We start from the raw sequence: 19,632 nt of genomic DNA on the forward strand, positions 1-19,632 counted from the left end.
CGCTGATGGCTTGGAATGAGCCTGGTAACAACGGCAAAGACCGTGACCCTTGGGGGAATAACGGCAAGAATCAGGGACCCCCTGATCTGGATGAAATGCTGCGCAAAGTGAGTCGCCGTTTCGGTGGCTTGTTTGGTGGCGGCAAATCTGGCGGCGATGTAGGTCGCTTTGGTATCTCCATCGCGCTGGTTGTGGCTGTGGTGGTGTGGGTCGTCAGCGGCTTCTACACCATTCGCGAAGCGGAGCGTGGTGCCGTGCTGCGGTTTGGCAAGTTTTCCCATATTGTCGAGCCGGGCCTGCGCTGGAAGCCGACCTTTATCGATCAGGTGATCCCGGTGGACGTCGAGTCCGTGCGCTCCCTGCCTGCCTCCGGTTTCATGCTGACTCAGGATGAGAACGTGGTACGGGTCGAGATGGACGTGCAGTACCGTGTGGTCAATCCCGAGCAGTATCTGTTCAGCGTGACCAATGCCGACGAGAGTCTGGGTCAGGCCACCGATAGCGCCCTGCGCTATGTAGTGGGTCATACCCGGATGGATGACGTCCTGACTACCGGTCGTGAGAAGGTGCGTCAGGAGACCTGGCAGGTGATCGATGGCATCATCGAGCCTTACCAGATGGGTCTGCAGATCGTCGACGTCAACTTCCTGCCGGCGCGTCCGCCGGAAGAGGTGAAAGACGCGTTTGATGACGCCATCTCCGCTCAGGAAGATGAACAGCGCTTCATTCGTGAAGCAGAAGCCTATGCCCGTGAAGTCGAGCCCAAGGCCCGTGGCCAGGTGAAGCGTCTGGAGCAGGAAGCGGAAGCTTACAAATCCCAGATCGTGTTGAAAGCCCAGGGTGAAGTTGCTCGCTTCAACGAGCTGCTGCCCCAGTATCTGGCTGCTCCCGAGCTGACCCGTGAGCGTATCTATCTGGAAACCATGGAAGAGCTCTATCAGCAGGCCAACAAGGTGGTGGTCGACATGCCGGCTGGCAACAACAGCATGATCTACCTGCCGCTCGACAAGCTGTCTGGCAAGCCGAAGGTAACCCAGTCTGATCGTGCCACTGCCGCCCCGGTCACAGAGCAGGTCCCCGTTTCCAACGAGGGTGCCAACTCTACCCCGACAATGCCGCTGCGTAGCGGTGACCGCTTCAGCTCAGGGAGAAACTGATAGATGAAAAAGCTAGCTATTGGTGCAATCGCTGTCGCGGCCATGGTCTGCTTCTCTTCTGTCTTTATCGTTGATGAAGGTCAGAAGGGGATTGTGGTGCAGTTTGGCAAGGTGAAGCGGGTTGACTCCGGTGAACCCCGCCTCTATGAGCCGGGCCTGCATTTCAAGGTGCCGCTCATCGACCAGGTTCGCAAGATGGATGCCCGCATCCAGACCATTGACAGCCAGGCCGACCGTTTTGTCACCTCCGAGAAGAAAGACCTGATCATCGACTCCTACGTGAAGTGGAAGATCGAGGACTTCTCCAAGTACTACCTGGCAACCGGTGGTGGCAACAAGCTGCAGGCGGAAGATCTGCTCAAGCGCAAGATCAACAACGGTCTGCGTTCCGAGATTGGTAACCGCACCATCAAGGACATCGTCTCCGGTGAGCGTAGTACCGTGATGGAAGATGCCCTGAAGAAGATGGCGCGCTCCTCCGAGCTCGGTATCAAGGTGGTGGATGTGCGGATCAAGCAGATCAACCTGCCGGTGGAAGTCTCCAACTCCATCTACCAGCGGATGCGTGCCGAGCGAACCGCAGTTGCCCGTGAGCACCGCTCTCAGGGTCGCGAGAAGGCTGAAATCCTGCGTGCCGATATCGACCGCAAGGTGACCGTCATGATCGCCGACGCCGAGAGTAACGCTCGCCAGCTGCGCGGTGAAGGGGATGCGGAAGCCGCCAAGATCTATGCCGACAGCTACAAGAAAGACCCCGAGTTTTTCAGCTTCGTGCGTAGCATGGAGGCCTATCGCAAGAGCTTTGCCGGTGGCAACGACCTGATGGTATTGAAGCCGGACAGCGAGTTCTTCCGTTACCTCAAGTCTCCTCACGGCACCAAGCAGTAATCGCCACGAGGTCACATTCAAAGGGTCTGCATTGTCAGACCCTTTTGTTTTTGGTGCCAACGCCAGCCGTTGACCCGAGGGGCTGGTTGCATTGAAGGAGGTCGGATGCTGACATCCATGCTGATGGGGTTGGGATTGCTGCTGTTGTTCGAGGGGCTAGGCCCGTTGTTGATGCCCAGGGCATGGCAGCAGATGTTGCGGCTGCTGAGCGATCAGCCACCGGAGCAGTTGCGCCGTATTGGCGGCTCGCTAGTGGTTGCGGGTAGCGTGATCCTATGGATGTTGAGTCGCTGAGTCTGGCGCAATACACTGTCCAGCAGATAGCAGACAATAAAAAAGAGGCCGAAGGCCTCTTTTTTCATCCATGTCGTTTACTCAGGCACTGCGCTGCACGGCCATGTGGGCCAGTGTTTCCAGCGCGTGCTTGTGCTGGGAGTCAGGCAGGATGGTGAGAGCGGCAATGGCCTTGTCGGCCTCTTCCCTGGCACGCATGCGGGAGTACTCCAGCGCGCCGGTACGATCGAGAATGTCGAGGATCTGCTCAAGATGCTCCATGCCGTTGCGGTGCTCGATGGCATCGCGCACCAGCTGGCGCTCTTCCGGCGTGCCCACTTCCATGGCGCGCAGCAGCGGCAAGGTCGGTTTGCCTTCGGCCAGATCGTCGCCGACGTTCTTGCCCATCTCTTCGCTCTGGGAGCAGTAGTCCATCACGTCATCGATGATCTGGAACGCAGTGCCCAGATACTTGCCGTAATCGGTCATGGCCTGCTCGACGGGCTCGGGCTGATGGGTCAGCACGGCGGCGAGTCGGGTAGCGGCCTCGAACAGCTTGGCGGTCTTGCAGTAGATGACCGTCATGTAGCTCTCTTCGGTGGTATCCGGATCGTTGCAGTTCATCAGTTGCAACACTTCCCCTTCGGCGATGGTGTTGGTGGCATCCGAAAGGATCTCCATCACCCGCAGGTTGGAGAGTTCGGCCATCATCTGGAAGGAGCGGCTATAGAGGTAGTCACCGACCAGCACGCTGGCGGCATTGCCAAACATGGCGTTGGCGGTCTCCCGGCCACGGCGCAGGTCGGATTCGTCGACCACGTCGTCATGCAGCAGGGTAGAGGTGTGAATGAATTCGATGATGGCGGCCAGTTTCAGGTGATCCTCACCCTCATAGCCCAGCGCACGCGCAGCCATCACGGTCAGCATGGGGCGCATCCGTTTCCCGCCGGCGCTGACAATGTAGAAACCCAGCTGATTAATCAGACTAACGTCGGACTGGAGTCGGGCCAGGATCAGTTCATTGACCGCCGTCATGTCGGCGGCACAGAGCGCACGGATAGTCTGTTGGTCCATAAGTCTCGTAACGTGACAGCAGCAATAACTGCGATTTTAGTAATGGCAGGGATTCTACACGATTTCACAATGGGTTACAGTTAGGCGTTTATCCACGGCGGCAGATATGCGCACAAAATAAACTTTTTGCTAAATTGGCCTTGCCTGAGCAGATCGATTTGCGTAGAATGCCCGCCCATTGTTATAGGTTTTTGCGCATGTCTAGCCTTGAGCAAAAGACATGCCTTTACGGAGTTAATCAAATGTACGCGGTATTCCAAAGCGGCGGAAAACAACACCGTGTGGCCGAAGGTCAAATCGTTCGTCTGGAAAAGCTGAACGTTGAGACTGGCGCTACCATCGACTTCAACGAAGTGCTGATGGTTGCTGCAGGCGACACTTTTAAAGTAGGTGCTCCTTTCGTTGAAGGTGGCAAGGTTGTAGCTGAAGTTGTGGCTCACGGCCGTGGCGAGAAAGTGACTATCGTCAAGTTCCGTCGTCGTAAGCACCACCGTAAGCAAGCGGGCCACCGTCAGTGGTTCACTGAAGTCAAAATCACTGGCATCAGCGCTTAATTAGAGGAGTCCGATAGATGGCACACAAAAAAGCTGGCGGTTCATCCCGCAACGGTCGCGATTCTGAAGCTAAACGCCTGGGCGTGAAGCGTTTCGGCGGCGAAACAGTTCTGGCTGGCAGCATCATCGTTCGTCAGCGCGGTACCAAGTTCCACGCTGGTGAGAACGTTGGTCTGGGCAAGGACCACACCCTGTTCGCTACCGCGAACGGCAAGGTGCAGTTCGAAGTTAAAGGTCCGCTGAATCGTAAGTACGTTAGCATCGTTGCTGAGTAATTACGGACCGCAAGGATCCGAAGCCCCGCCAACAGGCGGGGCTTTTGTTTTTCCGAAATAATGACGAAAAAACGGAACGCAGATGACCCGGGTACCGAGATTGCCCGGAGAGGCAAGATGCGTATCGCCCGCAGGGGTCTGTACCACTATAATTGCGTATCGGTTTTTCGAATTAAGGTGACGGTTACCTATGAAGTTTGTTGATGAAGTCCAGATTCGAGTCGATGCCGGTGACGGTGGTAACGGTTGTGTAAGTTTTCGCCGTGAAAAATATATTCCCAACGGTGGTCCGGATGGTGGTGACGGTGGTGACGGTGGTGACGTCTATCTGGTTGCCGATGAGAACCTCAATACCCTGATCGACTACCGTTTTGAGCGTTTCCATGCTGCCGAGCGTGGCGAGAATGGCCAGAGCGCCAACTGTACCGGTCGTCGTGGCAAGGACAAGATCCTGCGCGTGCCGGTCGGTACCCGTGCAACCGATGACGATACCGGCGAGTTGCTGGGCGACTTGACTCACCACGAGCAGAAGTTGCTGGTTGCCAAGGGCGGTTTCCACGGTTTGGGCAATACCCGCTTCAAGAGTTCGGTCAACCGGGCTCCACGCCAGAAGAGCAACGGCACCCCGGGCGAAGTGCGTACCCTGAAGCTGGAGCTGCTGTTGCTGGCTGACGTCGGTATGCTGGGTCTGCCCAACGCCGGTAAATCTACCTTTATTCGCGCTGTTTCTGCCGCCCGCCCGAAAGTCGCTGATTATCCCTTTACCACCCTGGTGCCGAACCTCGGTGTGGTGCGTGGTGAGAACTCCCGCTCCTTCGTGATCGCCGATATTCCGGGCCTGATTGAGGGGGCAGCCGAAGGCGCAGGTCTTGGTATCCGTTTCCTCAAGCACCTCGAACGCTGCCGCGTGTTGATCCATCTGGTGGATATTTGCCCCATTGATGGCTCCGATCCGGCTGAAAATGCCGTGACCATCGTGCGTGAGCTGGAGAAGTACAGCCCGGAACTGGCTGGCAAGCCGCGCTGGCTGGTGTTCAACAAGATGGATCTGATCCTGGAAGAAGAGGCTCAGGAAGTGATGGATCGCGTGAAAGCCGCCCTCAACCACGAAGGGCCGGTCTACGCCATCACTGCCATCAGCAAGGAAGGGACCAAGAAGGTCTGCTACGACATCCTGGATCTGCTGGATACCATGCCCCGTCAGCTGGAGCAGGATGCCAAAGAGGCGATCGAGAAAGTGGAGTTCAAGTGGGACGACTACCACAAGAACCAGCTGGCTAAAGCCGAAGCGGAAGCGCTTGCCGCCTCCATGGCCTTTGACGAAAGTCTCGACGATGATGATTGGGATGACGAAGATGATGATGGTGTGGAAGTGATCTACGTCCGTGACTGATACCCTTGTCTGTCCATTTCATTGATAACCGGAGCCTGAACAGGCTCCGGTTTTTTTATGCCTGTCGAGTAGTGGCTCATTAGGTATATTCGTGATGCCACTTATTGCCTGCAGTTGATAACTGTTTATACTGCCCATCAAAATTAACAGTAATGAAACAATCGTCTGGCGATGTCGATTGAATCGATATGCGTTTCTGTATCTGATTGTTTTGATGGAAGGTTTACCTGTAAAAATTTTTATGCGCAGATTTATGCCTTATGGGCTTGTTTGTGCATTTTTTTGGAGTATTCTTGCGCCCGTTTTTCCGGTTAATGCATGAATACGCAGGTAGGCCGGGCTATGGAAAAGTAACATTAGGGCAGTCTTATCATGCTGGAAAAGAGTCTTGAAGCATCTGCGGTTAATACCCGCCGTAACTTGTTGATGTTTCTAATACCGTCACTGATCGGTATCTTGCTGTTCATGACGCCGGTCGTCTATGACGGTAACGTCACCATCCCCGTCGCAGTGCTGGCCAAGCTGGTGCAGCGGGTTTTTGCCGATTATCTGGTTGCCATGGTCAGTGCGGTGATCACTACCACCATGCTGATGACTATCATCACCTGGTTGTTCAAACCGGCGATTCTGGTGCGTAGACCATTCCTCAACAGCCTGTTCAACGTCTCTCCTTTCTGGGCCTGCGTGCGGGTGGTGGGTGGTATTTTCGTGCTGCTGACCTTCTTCCAGGTGGGACCAGAGGTGCTTTATTCAGGCGCAACCGGCGGCCTGGTGCTCAACGATCTGCTGCCAGTGCTGTTTTCAGTCTTCATTTTTGCCGGCCTGCTGCTGCCGTTGCTGCTCGATTTCGGGCTGCTGGAGTTTGTCGGCACTATGATGACTCGCATCATGCGTCCGGTATTCCGGTTGCCGGGTCGCTCTGCCGTGGACTGCTTTGCCTCCTGGCTGGGGGATGGTAGTGTCGGCATCCTGCTGACCAGCAAGCAGTACGAAGGGAAGTTCTATACCCAGCGGGAAGCGGCCGTTATTGGCACCACCTTCTCCGCCGTCTCCATCACCTTCTGTCTGGTAGTGATCTCCCAGGTGAAGCTGGAACACATGTTCGTTCCCTTCTATCTGACTGTCTGTCTGGCTGGGGTGGTTGCCGCTATCGTGGTGCCACGTCTGCCGCCGCTATCCTGGAAGAAGGATATCTATATCGATGGCGCTCCCCTGTGTCGCAAGCAGGAGGCGGTGCCCCACCAGCACAGTGTGATGAGTTATGGTCTCGAACGTGCATTGACCAAGGCAGAGCAGATGACCGGTCTCGGTGCCGTCGCCCGGGAAGGGGTGAAAAATGCGCTCGACATGCTGTTTGGCGTGTTGCCTGTGGTCATGGCGATCGGTACCTGTGCCCTGATGCTGGCCGAACACACCCCCATCTTCAACTGGCTTGGCGCTCCCTTCGTCCCCTTGCTGGAACTGCTGCAACTGCCGGAGGCGGAAGCCGCATCCAAGACTATCATGGTCGGTTTTGCCGATATGTTTATTCCGGCTGTGCTGGCTTCGACCATCGATAGCGAGATGACCCGCTTCGTCATTGCCGCCATGTCGGTGACCCAGCTGATCTATATGTCCGAAGTGGGGGCCCTGCTGCTGGGCAGCAAGATCCCGGTCAAACTGTGGGAGTTGTTTGTGATCTTCCTGATGCGCACCCTGGTTACCCTGCCGGTGATTGCCGGTGTAGCGCATCTGCTGTTCTAAGGACTACGCCATAGTGAAAAACGGTCAACCTGGGTTGACCGTTTTCTTTTCCGCGGTAATGGGAGAGCATCGCTCTTAGGCTGGCTCAGCCTCTAGTGACGGGACACTGGATAGTCAGGGAGTGGACCGTGTTGGCGATGCGATAGGGCTTGGCCGCCTTGTAGACCTTCTTATCTTCGTCGTAGCTTCCTCCCAGATACTGGGTGCTGTATAGCGTCTGCTGGCGGCGATCTGTCTCCTTGTAGCCCTGTGGGCAGGTCTGGTTGGCTTGCTGAAAGCAGGCCGTCATGCTGCTGCACTCTATGTAGAAGCCGAGCTGGCCCTTATCGGCAAGGCGCACCGGGGTGACGGTGGGGGTGGGGGGAGACAACAGGGAGCAGCCGGAGAGCGTCAGCGCGCCCAGCAGAACGAGATGTTTTGACATAGATAACCTGAACAGTGTGGTGTGACAAAGAGTGAGGGGGAGTCTATTGCTCCCCCTTCGCTATAGGGGCACCGTTATAACCAGCCCGGGGCGTTCAAGCCAGCCCGCAAATGTAAGAAGATATGACCCAGCTAGGCCTGTGCGGCCAGCAGTGCGGTTTCATCCACCTGATCCAGTTGGGCGGTCTCGAGGAAGCGTCTGGCGTAATCGCGCCAGATACCGCTGCTGACAAACAGAACGAACAGATTCGGGTCGATATGCTGTTCACGTACCATGCTCTGCATGATGGCAAGAGCCTGGGAGACCGTCTTGCCAGATTTGTAGGGGCGATCACTGGCGGTCAGAGCCTCGAAAATATCGGCGATAGCCATGATGCGGGCCGGTACGCTCATCTGTGATCCGGTCAGCTGGCGTGGGTAACCCTTGCCATCCATCCGCTCGTGATGGCCGCCGGCAATCTCCGGCACGCAGCGAAGATGACGGGGGAAGGGGAGGTGCTCCAGCATGCGTATGGTCTGGATGATGTGCTCGTTGATCTTGTAGCGCTCCTCCTCGGTGAGGGTTCCCCTGCTGATGGCAAGGTTGTATCTCTCCCCCCGGTTGTAGAGATGGTGCGGTACCTTGACCTTGAAGCCCCAGGGATTGTGCTCGTCGAACCGATCTCCATCCGGACGAGGCACAAGGTGCCAGCACTTGTCGGCCAGCAGTGGCTCGAGGCAGGGCAACTCGGGAGATGGTTCTTTCTGACGCAGCTTGATCTCCTCCCGGCTGATGCCGAGCCGATCGTCCAGGGTGCGCAGCCAGGTGCGGCTGGCGATGGCGTCGAGCCGTTCAATCTTCTCGGGGGCCATCCACTCGCCACCCAGATTGCACTCGGCGATGAAGGCAAACTCCTGATCCAGCTCGGCCCAGCGCGGGGCTGCCTCTTCCCGGCAGGCACTTCTGATCTCTGATGACAAGCGGGCAGCGAGGCACTCGATATAGACATCCCGCTTGAGTACTTCAAAACGGGTGCGGATCTCGTGGATCCGGTCGTAGAGGGTCTCCAGTTTGGTGGCCTTGTCGACCACGAACTCCGGGGTGGTCACCTTGCCACAGTCATGTAGCCAGCTGGCGATATGGATGGCTTCCCACTCCTCCTCGTTGAGAGTGAAATCGGCAAAGGGGCCCTGTCGCTGGGCGCAGGCCGCCTCGGTCAGCATCCGGGTCAGCTCCGGCACCCGCTGGCAGTGACCGCCGGTGTAGGGGCTCTTGGCGTCGATGGCGCCGGCCATCAGCTCGATAAAGGATTCGAGCAGCTGTTTCTGCTCTTCCAGCAAGCGCTGGTTCTCGATGGCGGAGGCGGAAGTGCCCGCCAGCGCTTCGATGAGGCTGATGCGCGATGCCAGCTCCTGTTCGCTGCAGCGTGGCAGGATCAGCAGGAGGTATCCGATCGGCTCCTTACGATGGCCGCAGAGCGGCTCAGCCACCAGCTGGCATGGGTCGGGAAAGGAACCCCAACTGTCCAGGTGTTGCCTCCATGTCGCCTCATCCAGGCTGAGGGAGATGCGCTGGGAAGTGGCCATGCCGGATAGCAATGGTTGTGGCCAGGGAACCTGCCCAAGGGGCAGCTCGGTTTGCTGCCAGCGGGCCTGGACCGGCTGCATCTTTTGCTGTTGGGCCAGGTAGAGGCTCCCCCCTTTTGCCTGTACCGCGGCGATGGTTTCATGCAGGATGCGGCTTAGCAGGGAGTCGAAGCGGTGCTCTGCAGCCAGTGCTCTACCCATGTTCATGAAGTTGCCGAGGGTTTGGCGCATGCCGGACATGGTGCGGGCAAGGTCATCTATCTCCCGGATGGCCGATTCTGGAACCTGCCCCTCGCCAAAGTCGAAACGCTGGATCCGCTCGGCCTCGCGGGTCAGGGCCAGCAGCGGGGTAGCGGTACGGCGGGAGACCATCCAGATCACTGGCAGCAGCAACAACAGGCTGGTCAGCGCCCATGCCATATTGATCAGTGCTTCATTGCGTGCCTGCTGATAGAGCAGATCTGCCGAGGCCAGCAGGGCGATGTAAAAAGGGGTGTCCTTGCCGAGGGGGGAGATATTGACCAGCCACTCTTGTTTTTCCCCTGTGGTCAGGGTCAGCTCCCGGGGAGAACCATCCAGCAGCACAGGCGTCCTCTCTAGCCTAGTTTTCAGCTCGGCCATGACTGGGCTGCCCAGAGCCGTGATCGCTGGCAGCTGGGTTAGCTGATCATAGGCTGGCAGATGTACAGGATCGGCCGCCAGTAGGGTCGCGGAGCGATCGAACAACACTACCTGGCTTTGGAGCGGCAACTGCAGCTCGCCAATCAAGGCCGAGAGCCCTTCGACACTGGCATCCAGCCCGATCACGGCGCGTTGGCTATGGCTGGTGACAGCCAGCGTCATGCCTGGCTCCCTGGTGGTAAAAAAGAGATAGGGGGTGGTGGCGACAATCTTTGATGAACCGCGAGCCAGCCGGTACCAGTCGCGGCTGCGGGGATCGAATCGATAATCCGCCATGGCTCGCCGTGCCAAAAGTTGCAGCTGCTCGTCAAAATAGAGGAACTCTCCCCGCCCGCTACTCAGGCTCTGAACCAGCAACTGGCTGCCTTCAGGCACAGCCTGCAACTGGACCCGGGCCCGTTCCGTGAGTTTTCGTACCAGAAAGAAATCGCCACTCTCATAGCCGATGTAGACGGCACCATAGCTGTCGCGATTGGCCAAGATCTCTGCCAACTGCGGCAGATACTCCAGTCGGCTTGCCAGATCACTCATGTCGGCCAGTCGGCTGCTGGCTAGCAGGCTGAGGGACATGCGGGCTGGCTGCTCGTTCAATTGCAGAGCGAGGGCCAGCTGTTCCCGGTACTGTTTGAAGTTGTGGCGCTCATGTTCCAGCATCTGGCGAGAGCCCTGCTGGAACTGCAGCAGAATCAGCAGCATGCCCAGCACACTGAACAGCAGGGTAAATAGGGTGGCAATGTGAACATAGAAGGGCTTGCGCCCGGATCTGGCAGTGATCATGGACATTTCCTTGTCACAGTGATGCTTGCGGAGACGATCTGTCAGCAGTGTGTCAATACGATAACAGAAATGACAATACTGGCCTGATATCTGTGCTTTTCCATGGTTGCCCACTGCCAGGCAGAGCTTGGCAGGAGATAGTGATTCATTCAGGTATCCCGTGCTACATTGCCTCACTTGTTACTGGTCTGTAAATCCATGGAGTGACTCATGCCTGCCATCCCCTATTCCGTGCTCGATCTGGTGCCTGTTGCCGAAGGTTCCGTACCTGCCGAGTCATTTCGCCGTTCGCGGGATCTAGCCCGCCATGCCGAGGGCTGGGGTTACCAGCGCTACTGGCTGGCCGAACACCACAACATGCCGGGCATTGCCAGTGCCGCCACCTCGGTGCTGATCGGTCATCTGGCCGAAGCCACCACCACTTTGCGGATCGGCGCGGGTGGCATCATGCTGCCGAACCACTCGCCGCTGGTGATTGCCGAGCAGTTTGGCACCTTGGCTTCTCTCTATCCCGACCGCATCGACCTTGGCCTTGGCCGCGCCCCCGGGACCGATCAGCGCACCATGCGGGCGCTGCGGCGTATGCGCAGTGGCGAGGTGGATGATTTTCCGGCCGATGTGCGCGAGCTGATGAGCTACTTTGGCGACGAGATCGGCGCGGTGCAGGCGGTGCCCGGTCAGGGGCTGCATCTGCCCATCTGGCTGCTGGGCTCCAGCCTCTACAGCGCGCAACTTGCAGCGGCGATGGGCTTGCCGTTCGGGTTTGCCTCCCATTTTGCTCCCGCCATGTTGCTGCAGGCGCTGGAGATCTACCGTAGCCAGTATCGCCCCTCCGCTCGCTGGCCCAAGCCCCATGCGGTGGTCTGCATCAACATGATCGCCGCCGACAGCGAGCGGGAGGCCCGCTTCCAGTTCACTACCGTGCAGCAGCAGTTCTTGCGCCTTCATCGCGGTGATGCGGGCAAGCTGCCCGCGCCGATCGTCCAGCTTGGCGATGAGTGGTCTCCCCGTGAGCTGATGGCGATGGAACAGACCCTTGCCCGCTCTCTGGTGGGAGACCCTGAGCAGGTTCGTCACGGCCTCAAGGCGCTGCTGGCGGAAACCCGTGCCGATGAGTTGATGTTCAATGGCCCCATCGTCGATCATCAGGCCCGACTGCGCTCCTTTGAAATTGCCGCCGAGCTGATGCAGAGCCTGTGATTACACATCCTGGCACATCTGCCTGTGTGCCAGAGCTTGACCTTATATCTCTTTATGTTTATTCAACTAATTGATTTTAAAGAGTTGTCAGGTTGATGTCGTCCATCTGTCGTGTCACCTTTCGCGGCGCAAGCCCTATGCTGGCCCTGTCAATTACCACAAGGAGTTCGAGATGATCGTCAGGAAGTTGAGATTGCAACGGGGTTGGTCTCAGGATCAGTTGGCAACGTTGACTGGTTTGAGTGTCCGCACTATCCAGCGGATCGAGCAGGGGCAGCAACCCGGACTGGAATCTCTCAAGGCCCTGGCCGCCGTCTTTGAACTCGATGTGGCTCAACTGGATGGATCAGAGCAACAGGAGCGCGAGATGAGAGGACGTGACACTATGGGTCAGGATGCGGTGCAGGTATCGGCAGAGGAGCGGGTGGCAATGCGCTATGTGGAGGAGCTCAAGGGCTTCTATCACCATGTCGCTAGCTACGTGGTGGTGATCTGCGGGCTGTTTGTCATCAATTGCCTGAGCAATCCGGAGTACATCTGGGCCTGGTGGCCAACCCTGGGCTGGGGATTGGGGCTTGCCTCCCATGCTGTTCGGGTGTTTCAGCCCTTCAAGCTGTTTGGCCCCGAGTGGGAGCGGCGCCAGATCGAGAAGCGGCTGGGGCGCAAGTTGTAACTTCGTTCGCCGGAAAACAGGGAGCCTAAAACAGCAAGCCCGGCAGATTACCGGGCTTTGTGATTGGAGCGGGTTGTGGCAATCCGTGCGGCAGCGACCGCCAGATTGCTGCGTCCCCCTAGCTGGCGTGAACCGGGCAAGGGGTGGCGATCAGGGCATCATCCTCGTAGCGCCACAGAGTGAGGCTGTTGCCCCAGACACAGCCGGTATCGAGCGCTTTGATGTCGCTCTTGCCGGTGTTGCCCATCAGGGCCGCCCAGTGGCCGAACACCAGAATGGGGTCATCCACGTGATGCTCGCGCTGTTCGAACCAGGGACGAAGGCCCGGGGTCGACTCCTTGGGGCCCTTCTTGCATTTGAAGTCGAGCCGACCATCGAAGTAGCAGAAGCGCATTCGGGTGAAGGTGTTGATGATGTAGCGGTAGCGGTCGATCCCGACCAGATCATCTTTCCAGCCATCGGGCTGGTCGCCGTACATGTTGTGCAGCAGCCAGCTGTACTGGTCACCGCGGAGCAGGCTCTCTACCTCGCGGGCGCAGTTGCGCGCGGTGCGGACATCCCATGCGGGGGAGATCCCGGCATGCACCATCATGATGGGGAGATCCGGATGCTCCGCCAGCAGCGGGCGGTGGCGCAGCCACTCCAGCAGTTCATCCCGATCCGGCGCATCCATCAGGCTCTGCAGCTTGTCCTTCTTCTTGAGTGGGGCAACGCCATTGGCGACCGCCAGCAGGTGCAGGTCGTGGTTGCCGAGCACGGTGACGGCGCGGTTGCCCAGCCCTTTGACAAAACGCAGGGTATTGAGGGAGTCCGGGCCGCGGGCGACCAGATCGCCGCAGAGCCAGAGCACGTCTTGGTCGGGATCGAACGCGGCAAGATCCAGCAGACGGCGCAAGTCGTCGTAACAGCCCTGGATGTCACCGACAAAACAGTTCGCCATGAAACCTCAGTTGATAATATTGGGGATGGCCAGCGTGAAGGGGGCGATGGGCGCCTCGAACTGCTGACCAGAGCCATCTTGCAGGGTATAGCTCCCTTCCATCACCCCGAGCGGGGTCGCCAGCGGCACGCCGCTCTGGTAGCGGTAGGTTTCCCCTTCGGCAATGACGGGTTGTTCCCCGACCACGCCTGGGCCTGCCACTTCCAGCATCTTGCCATTGGCATCGGTGATGAGCCAGTGCCGATGAAGCAGTTGCACCGGGCCGGGCCCCAGATTCTCAATCTCGATCAGATAGTGAAACTGGTAAGGGTCTTTGGAGCCCGCCACATACAGGGGGTATGGGCGGATCTCGATGTGCGGGAGTGCCACAGGATCAGGCCTGTTGCTGATCCGCCAGCCAGTTGGCGATCATGACAAACTGCTCGAGGGAGAGATTCTCCGGGCGCAGGTTGCCATCGATACCAAGCTCGGTCAGCTGGGCGTCGGTGATGAAGTTGGAGAAGCTGTTGCGGATGGTCTTGCGACGCTGGCCAAAGCCTTCGGTACAGACGCGATTCAGACAGCGAATGTCTTTTGCGACTATGGTCGGATTCTTGTGCGGGATCAGGCGAACTACGGCAGAGTCCACTTTCGGCGCCGGTTTGAAGGCGCCCGGGCCCACTTCCAGCACCGGCACCACCTGGCAGTAGTACTGGGTCATCACGCTCAGACGGCCATAAGCCTTGCTGCCGGGGCCGGCGGCCAGACGCAATACCACTTCCTTTTGCAGCATGAAGTGCATGTCTTCAACCCGGTCGGCAAACTCGCACAGGTGGAAGATGAGCGGGGTGGAGATGTTGTAGGGCAGGTTGCCGAAGATTCGCAGCGGCCTCTTGCCTTCACCCATCAGGGTGCCGAAGTCGAAACGCATGGCGTCCGCTTCGATGACGGTCAGCTTGTCTTTGAGGGTCGGGTGCTCGCGCAGGCGAGCTGCCAGGTCCCGGTCAAGCTCGACCACGGTCATTTTGTCCATCTGGGCGGCGACTGGCTCGGTCAGCGCGGCCAGACCCGGACCGATCTCCACCAGATTCTGACCCGGCTGCGGGTTGATGGCGGCGACGATCTGATCGATCACATACCGGTCGTGCAAGAAGTTCTGACCGAAACGCTTACGGGCCGTGTGGCCCATGTGCACCTTACTGCTCATATCTTTTTTTCTCTACCATCTTGATGGCGTGGTTAATCGCGGTGACAAGGCTGCCCGGATCGGCCAGGCCCTTGCCTGCCAGATCCAGCGCGGTGCCGTGATCCACCGAAGTGCGGATGAAGGGAAGCCCCAGGGTGATATTGACCGAACTGCCGAAGCCCTTGTATTTGAGCACAGGCAGCCCCTGGTCGTGGTACATGGCGAGTACCGCATCCGCATCCTTGAGGTATTTCTCCTGGAACAGGGTGTCGGCCGGCAATGGGCCGACCAGATCGATCCCTTCCTGGCGCAGGGTGACCAGGGCGGGTTCGATCACGTCAATCTCTTCACGTCCGAGATGGCCACCTTCCCCGGCGTGGGGGTTGAGGCCGCAGACGTAAATACGGGGTTTGGCGATACCAAACTTGGTGGCGAGATCCTCGTTGAGGATCCGGATCACCTTGCCGAGGCGATCTTCGGTGATGGCCATCGCTACATAGGCCAGCGGAATATGGGTAGTCGCCAGTGCGACCCGCAGCCCCTCGGTTGCCAGCATCATTACCACATCGGCAGTGTTGGATTGTTGGGCAAAGAACTCGGTGTGGCCGCTGAACGAGACCCCGGCCTGGTTGATGATCCCCTTGTGCACCGGCCCGGTCACCACGGCGGCAAATTCGCCGCTCATGTTGCCATCGCAGGCACGCTGCAGGGTCGCTAGCACATAGGCGCCATTGCCTTCGTTCAGCTCGCCCGGCACCACGGGGGCGCCGAGAGAGACAGAACATACCGTCAGGGTGCCGGCTCGCTGCGGTTGTGCCGGTTGACTGGCATCATAGGGCTCAAGCTCGATGGGCAGCCCCAGCAGGGCCGCTCGCTCGCGCAGCAGCGCCGGATCGGCGATCACCACCAACTGGTGGGGCCAATCCTGCTGGGCAATCTGCAGCACCAGATCCGGGCCGATCCCGGCCGGTTCGCCCGGGGTAACGGCAAGGCGACGGCAGCTCATCAGCTCGCAGATCCTTCGACACGGATGTAAGCCTCATCACGCAGCTCGTCCAACCAGGCCTGGGACTCTTCCACGAAGCGGCGATTGTAGATCAGCTGATAGGCACGCTGTTCCAGAGCCTTGTCAGTGGCATCCTGGCTGCGACGATCTTCCACTTGGACGATGTGCCAGCCGTGGCTGGTGCGGAAGGGGGCGCTGATCTGGCCTGGTTGCAGCCGGTTAACCATGTCGCGAAACTCTGGTACATAGACGTTGGGATCAGACCAGCCCAGTTCGCCACCCTGCACCGCAGAGCCCGGATCTTCGGAATACTTCTCCGCCATGCTGGCGAAGCTTGCCTTGCCGCTCTTGATGTCGTGCAGAATGCCATCCAGCATCCCCTTGGCTTTCTCTTCGCTCAGGATGATGGAGGGCTTGATCAGGATGTGACGGGCCTTCACCTCGGTCTGCATCACTTGCTGCTGACCCTTGGTGTCGAACACCTTGACGATGTGCAGACCGGCGCCGGAGCGCAGCGGGCCCACGATATCGCCCTTCTTGGTACCCTGTACCGCTTCGGCCATCAGGGTCGGCATCTCTTGCGGGCTCATCCAGCCCCAGTCACCCCCTTCCAGCGCCTTGGGGCCGTTACTCTCGGCAATGGCCAGTTTGCGGAAGTCGGCACCCTGCTTGAGGGCGGCCAGAATGCGCTCGATCTTGCTCTTGGCGGCATCCAGCTGGGCGGCGGTGGGGTTGTCCGGCAGGGCAATCTGGATATGGCCGACGTGGTATTCGTTCTGCTGTTGACCCTGTTTCTTCAGGATCTCCACCACCTGCTTCACCTCCTGCTCGGAGATGTTGATACGGCGGCGCACCTGATTGCGGCGCACCTCGTTCATCAGGATCTCGCGGCGAACCTCTTCCCGATACTGGGCATAGGTCATCCCTTCACGGGCGAGCTGGGCGCGCAGCTGATCCAGGGTCATCTTGTTGTCGGCGGCGATGCCCTGAATAGCCTGTTCCAGCTGGGTATCACTGATCTTCAGCCCCTGGCGATCCGCCAGTTGCAGCTGCAGGCTCTCCTGGATCAGACGGTCGAGTGCCTGTTTGCGCAGAGTGGCATCGTCAGGCAGAGACTGGCCGCTCTCCTGGGCGGAGAGTTTTACCTTGTTGACCAGTGCGTCCTGTTGACTGGACAGCACTACGTCCTTGTTGACCACGGCCAGCACTTTGTCCATCAGCTCGGGCGCAGCCAGTGCGGCCTGGCTCATGGCGCCGAACATTCCCGCGGTCAGCAGGGCAATCAGGGTCTTTTTCATATCCATCTCTCAAGGCTGGACCAGCATCATTGCTGGTCTTTCAGATTAAACGGGCGAACATAGGGCAACAGCTCGGTATCCAGTGTGACACTGCGGCCACCGGTACCCACGCTGCCAAGTCCCTTCATTTCAAACTGCAGACCAATGACTTTTTCCGAAGTGGGCTTCAGAGTGATGTTGTCTGGCTGGTTGTGCCACTCCAGGCTCATGTTGATGCTCCAGCAGCAGGAGTCGTATTTGACACCGATCTTGCGGTCAATGTTCACATCCTGCTTGATATCGCGATAGTAACCGCCATACATCTGCCACTGATCGGCGATCGGCGCCATCATCACCAGACCAGCCTGGCTGAGGTCTTCGGCCAGAGCAGGATTGCTCGGGTAGCGATAGTCCCGGTTGCCGTCCTGGATATAGCGGTAGTTGACCTGGGTGGTCAGCTTGCCGGTCCGGTATTCGACTGCACCGTTGCCGGCAGTAAATTCCCCCTCGGAGGTATCGTACTGGGTGCCGGCATGGGCGAACCACTCATCGGTGATCCGGGCATCCCCCTCGAACGAGAGCAGGGAGCGGGCGTTGGTGTTTTCCTGATCGGACGGGTAGAGGCGCACCTTGGGAGGTGTCATCTCGAAGGCCTGGGCTACCGCCAGACGTAACCGCTCATCCCCCACATTGTCATAGACCCGGCTGGTCAGGCCAACGGTGACCCGGTTGGCATCGCTGATGCGGTCGAGACCGGCGTAGCGGCGATCGCTGAACAGGCTGTAGTAGTCCTGACGGGTAGTGGTGGAGTCGTAAATCCCTATTTCGTCCTGATTCTTGTAAGGGATATAGAGGTACTGGAACTCAGGCTCCAGGGTCTGGGTGCCCTTGCCATCATACCAGTCTACCGGACGATCGAAGTTGACGCCCCCCTTGAGGCGGAAGGACGGCAAGGTGCGGGTAATGGTGCCGTCTTTCAGGGTCAGCTGCTGGCTATCTGCGTCTGTAAATTTACTGCGATCCTGGCTAATCAGGTCTTTGGGGATCTCCTGGTTGTAGGAGGTAAACATCAGTTTGTACTGGCTTATAAGGTAGTAACCCGGCGCATCGACCAGGGGGATGGTCAGGGTGGGAGCCAGATGCAGACGGGTAGCGGTATAACGCTCACCGGCCTGCTGGGCAGTGGCGCTGCCGCTGTCATAGCCAAACTTGGTCAGCTCGCTGTTCCAGGCCAGATCGAACCATTTCCCCTGCTGGAAGTAGTTGTAGTTGATGCGTGGCAGCATCTCGTGGGGCAGCAGCGCGTAGGGACTCAGGATCTGATAGCGACGCACCTCGGAGGTGAGGTTCCAGTTCTGCTGGTAGTAACCGGCGGTAAAGGATTGCTGCAACTGGCTGTCGACCTGGGTGCCCACTTGCGGGCTGAAGTCGTTGAAGTAGTTGTAATCCTTGTCCCGTACCTGGGTGTAGTCGATGCCTAAATGCAGGGAGCCATCCATCAGGGTGGATCCGTGACGAATATTCATCAGGTAACGATGACCATCTGAGAGGTACGGAGTCCCTGTCGACGGGTTGGTAAAGCTCGGGTTGCCAGCATCATACTGCTTGTCATCCCTGAGGCTTTCAAAATAGAGGGTACCGGTATGGGCTGGGTCCGGCATGTAGCGAAACTCTACCTGTTCCATCAGGCCGCGTTTGTCCATAAAGCGGGAGGTGATGGTGGCATCGTAGTTGGGGGCAATGTTCCAGTAGAAGGGCTGGGTGATCTCCATGCCGTTGCCGGAACTCTGTTTGTAACCCGGGTAGAGCAGACCTGTCTTCCGTTCATCCTTGATGGGGAAGTTTATATAGGGGAAGTAGAACACCGGGTAGTCATAGAGCCAGAGGCTGGCGTTCCAGGCTTCGCCGAACACCTCTTTCTGGTCGATGTCGATGCTGCCCGCCTTGAGGGTCCACACTTCCTGACCGGGGGGGCAGGTAGTGTACTGGGCTCCCTCCATGGTGATGTTCTGGTTGTTGTTGGTCATCACCACGCGTTTGGCAAAGCCGCGCACCGGTGAGCCATGCACCTGATACTTGCCCTCCTCCAGCTCGGAGTTTTTGGTATCCAGGTTGGATTTGAGGGTCTTGTCGCTGGTGACGGTCACCTGACCGTCGTTGTAATAGATGTTGCCGATGGCGATGACATCCCGGCTCTTCTGATCGAGCTGTGCATAATCGGAGTCAAACTTGCGAACACCCTGACGAACCTTGACGTCGCCTTCATAGACGGCGGTGCCGCCCTGTTTGGCCTCGAGACGGTCAGCATCAACCTCGACCGGCTGCGCGTTGGCATCCTGATCCGATGCAGGCTTCTCTATCTTGGGAACATAGTCATAGCAGAGACTATCGAGAATGCCGGTGGCTGGCGGCGCTTCGAACGGGGCCGCCTGCACCATCATAGGAGTGAGTGCGGGGGCCAGGCTGATAGTCAGGGCGATGGGATAGCGGTACCCCAGTGTCCATTTGGTCATGTGAAAGACTCGTGCAATCCGTGATAGATACGGTTGATCCAAGGCATGCATTTT

General features: G+C 58.3%; 18 protein-coding genes. 9 read left to right on the forward strand and 9 right to left on the reverse strand.

Features of this window, described 5'->3' with window-relative positions; genetic code table 11:
* Positions 1-5 precede the first annotated feature (5 nt).
* The 3 genes from hflK to G5229_RS18725 all read left to right on the forward strand — a co-directional run bounded on the left by hflK (position 6) and on the right by G5229_RS18725 (position 2,339).
* Positions 6-1,157 (forward strand): FtsH protease activity modulator HflK, encoded by a 1,152-nt coding sequence (gene hflK / locus G5229_RS18715; RefSeq protein WP_005341060.1) that lies wholly within the window; start codon positions 6-8, stop codon positions 1,155-1,157.
* A gap of 3 nt (positions 1,158-1,160) precedes the next feature.
* The gene (hflC, locus tag G5229_RS18720; RefSeq protein ID WP_005339038.1) at positions 1,161-2,045 is read left to right on the forward strand and encodes a protease modulator HflC; all 885 of its coding nucleotides are present in this window, start codon (positions 1,161-1,163) and stop codon (positions 2,043-2,045) included.
* A 105-nt stretch (positions 2,046-2,150) separates the two neighbouring features.
* Positions 2,151-2,339: a DUF2065 domain-containing protein gene (locus G5229_RS18725; RefSeq protein ID WP_005339036.1), complete on the forward strand. Its 189-nt coding sequence runs from the start codon at positions 2,151-2,153 to the stop codon at positions 2,337-2,339.
* 81 nt (positions 2,340-2,420) lie between these two features.
* Here the strand turns inward: G5229_RS18725 and ispB are convergent, their stop codons facing one another.
* The gene (ispB, locus tag G5229_RS18730) at positions 2,421-3,392 is read right to left on the reverse strand and encodes an octaprenyl diphosphate synthase (RefSeq protein ID WP_421210006.1); all 972 of its coding nucleotides are present in this window, start codon (positions 3,390-3,392) and stop codon (positions 2,421-2,423) included.
* 242 nt (positions 3,393-3,634) lie between these two features.
* Between ispB and rplU the strand changes: the two genes are divergently transcribed.
* From rplU to G5229_RS18750, 4 genes are all read left to right on the forward strand, one after another.
* Positions 3,635-3,946 carry a 50S ribosomal protein L21 gene (gene rplU / locus G5229_RS18735; protein WP_005304210.1) on the forward strand — a complete coding sequence of 104 codons (312 nt, stop codon included), beginning with the start codon at positions 3,635-3,637 and terminating at the stop codon, positions 3,944-3,946.
* A 17-nt stretch (positions 3,947-3,963) separates the two neighbouring features.
* On the forward strand, positions 3,964-4,221 hold the full coding sequence (gene rpmA, locus G5229_RS18740; RefSeq protein ID WP_005304202.1) for a 50S ribosomal protein L27: 258 nt from the start codon (positions 3,964-3,966) through the stop codon (positions 4,219-4,221).
* 190 nt (positions 4,222-4,411) lie between these two features.
* Complete coding sequence (gene cgtA, locus G5229_RS18745) at positions 4,412-5,614, forward strand: Obg family GTPase CgtA (RefSeq protein ID WP_216952928.1); 1,203 nt, start codon at positions 4,412-4,414, stop codon at positions 5,612-5,614.
* A 372-nt stretch (positions 5,615-5,986) separates the two neighbouring features.
* Positions 5,987-7,357, forward strand: coding sequence for a YjiH family protein (locus G5229_RS18750; protein ID WP_216952929.1), 1,371 nt, complete (start codon positions 5,987-5,989; stop codon positions 7,355-7,357).
* Positions 7,358-7,442: 85 nt separating this feature from the next.
* Here G5229_RS18750 and G5229_RS18755 read toward each other — a convergent pair whose 3' ends face one another.
* Together G5229_RS18755 and G5229_RS18760 are read right to left on the reverse strand one after the other, a co-directional pair.
* The gene (locus G5229_RS18755; protein ID WP_421210008.1) at positions 7,443-7,781 is read right to left on the reverse strand and encodes a hypothetical protein; all 339 of its coding nucleotides are present in this window, start codon (positions 7,779-7,781) and stop codon (positions 7,443-7,445) included.
* A 131-nt stretch (positions 7,782-7,912) separates the two neighbouring features.
* Positions 7,913-10,804, reverse strand: coding sequence for an HD domain-containing phosphohydrolase (locus tag G5229_RS18760; RefSeq protein ID WP_421210010.1), 2,892 nt, complete (start codon positions 10,802-10,804; stop codon positions 7,913-7,915).
* Between the two features lie 210 nt (positions 10,805-11,014).
* On the opposite strand from G5229_RS18760, the gene G5229_RS18765 reads away from it, so the two are divergent.
* Positions 11,015-12,004, forward strand: a complete 990-nt coding sequence (locus G5229_RS18765) for a luciferase-like monooxygenase (protein ID WP_421210012.1) — start codon at positions 11,015-11,017, stop codon at positions 12,002-12,004.
* 172 nt (positions 12,005-12,176) lie between these two features.
* Entirely contained in the window at positions 12,177-12,677 is a 501-nt protein-coding gene (locus G5229_RS18770) for a 2TM domain-containing protein (protein ID WP_421210014.1), read from the forward strand.
* A gap of 118 nt (positions 12,678-12,795) precedes the next feature.
* Here G5229_RS18770 and G5229_RS18775 read toward each other — a convergent pair whose 3' ends face one another.
* From G5229_RS18775 to lptD, 6 genes are read right to left on the reverse strand one after another with little or no spacing between them, the layout of a single operon-like run.
* A complete protein-coding gene (locus G5229_RS18775; protein ID WP_113740483.1) occupies positions 12,796-13,617 on the reverse strand; it encodes a symmetrical bis(5'-nucleosyl)-tetraphosphatase in 822 nt (273 codons plus the stop codon).
* A gap of 6 nt (positions 13,618-13,623) precedes the next feature.
* Complete coding sequence (gene apaG / locus G5229_RS18780) at positions 13,624-13,986, reverse strand: Co2+/Mg2+ efflux protein ApaG (RefSeq protein WP_421210016.1); 363 nt, start codon at positions 13,984-13,986, stop codon at positions 13,624-13,626.
* A 4-nt stretch (positions 13,987-13,990) separates the two neighbouring features.
* Entirely contained in the window at positions 13,991-14,803 is an 813-nt protein-coding gene (gene rsmA / locus G5229_RS18785) for a 16S rRNA (adenine(1518)-N(6)/adenine(1519)-N(6))-dimethyltransferase RsmA (RefSeq protein ID WP_064337250.1), read from the reverse strand.
* Positions 14,793-15,788, reverse strand: a complete 996-nt coding sequence (pdxA, locus tag G5229_RS18790) for a 4-hydroxythreonine-4-phosphate dehydrogenase PdxA (RefSeq protein WP_201987519.1) — start codon at positions 15,786-15,788, stop codon at positions 14,793-14,795. Before pdxA ends, rsmA begins: the two co-directional genes overlap by 11 nt.
* Positions 15,788-17,086: a peptidylprolyl isomerase SurA gene (surA, locus tag G5229_RS18795; RefSeq protein WP_216952937.1), complete on the reverse strand. Its 1,299-nt coding sequence runs from the start codon at positions 17,084-17,086 to the stop codon at positions 15,788-15,790. Before surA ends, pdxA begins: the two co-directional genes overlap by 1 nt.
* Positions 17,087-17,112: 26 nt before the next feature.
* A complete protein-coding gene (gene lptD / locus G5229_RS18800) occupies positions 17,113-19,578 on the reverse strand; it encodes an LPS assembly protein LptD (RefSeq protein WP_421210019.1) in 2,466 nt (821 codons plus the stop codon).
* Positions 19,579-19,632 lie beyond the last annotated feature (54 nt).

This window comes from Aeromonas sp. 602396, from assembly GCF_049173735.1.
Taxonomy (GTDB): domain Bacteria; phylum Pseudomonadota; class Gammaproteobacteria; order Enterobacterales; family Aeromonadaceae; genus Aeromonas; species Aeromonas veronii_A.

Bases quoted from the DNA above. Each gene is read 5' to 3' on its own strand.
- hflK (WP_005341060.1), top strand. From the start codon at position 6: ATGGCTTGGAATGAGCCTGGTAACAACGGCAAAGACCGTGACCCTTGG.
- hflC (WP_005339038.1), top strand. From the start codon at position 1,161: ATGAAAAAGCTAGCTATTGGTGCAATCGCTGTCGCGGCCATGGTCTGC.
- G5229_RS18725 (WP_005339036.1), top strand. From the start codon at position 2,151: ATGCTGACATCCATGCTGATGGGGTTGGGATTGCTGCTGTTGTTCGAG.
- ispB (WP_421210006.1), bottom strand. From the start codon at position 3,392: ATGGACCAACAGACTATCCGTGCGCTCTGTGCCGCCGACATGACGGCG.
- rplU (WP_005304210.1), top strand. From the start codon at position 3,635: ATGTACGCGGTATTCCAAAGCGGCGGAAAACAACACCGTGTGGCCGAA.
- rpmA (WP_005304202.1), top strand. From the start codon at position 3,964: ATGGCACACAAAAAAGCTGGCGGTTCATCCCGCAACGGTCGCGATTCT.
- cgtA (WP_216952928.1), top strand. From the start codon at position 4,412: ATGAAGTTTGTTGATGAAGTCCAGATTCGAGTCGATGCCGGTGACGGT.
- G5229_RS18750 (WP_216952929.1), top strand. From the start codon at position 5,987: ATGCTGGAAAAGAGTCTTGAAGCATCTGCGGTTAATACCCGCCGTAAC.
- G5229_RS18755 (WP_421210008.1), bottom strand. From the start codon at position 7,781: ATGTCAAAACATCTCGTTCTGCTGGGCGCGCTGACGCTCTCCGGCTGC.
- G5229_RS18760 (WP_421210010.1), bottom strand. From the start codon at position 10,804: ATGATCACTGCCAGATCCGGGCGCAAGCCCTTCTATGTTCACATTGCC.
- G5229_RS18765 (WP_421210012.1), top strand. From the start codon at position 11,015: ATGCCTGCCATCCCCTATTCCGTGCTCGATCTGGTGCCTGTTGCCGAA.
- G5229_RS18770 (WP_421210014.1), top strand. From the start codon at position 12,177: ATGATCGTCAGGAAGTTGAGATTGCAACGGGGTTGGTCTCAGGATCAG.
- G5229_RS18775 (WP_113740483.1), bottom strand. From the start codon at position 13,617: ATGGCGAACTGTTTTGTCGGTGACATCCAGGGCTGTTACGACGACTTG.
- rsmA (WP_064337250.1), bottom strand. From the start codon at position 14,803: ATGAGCAGTAAGGTGCACATGGGCCACACGGCCCGTAAGCGTTTCGGT.
- pdxA (WP_201987519.1), bottom strand. From the start codon at position 15,788: ATGAGCTGCCGTCGCCTTGCCGTTACCCCGGGCGAACCGGCCGGGATC.
- surA (WP_216952937.1), bottom strand. From the start codon at position 17,086: ATGAAAAAGACCCTGATTGCCCTGCTGACCGCGGGAATGTTCGGCGCC.
- lptD (WP_421210019.1), bottom strand. From the start codon at position 19,578: ATGACCAAATGGACACTGGGGTACCGCTATCCCATCGCCCTGACTATC.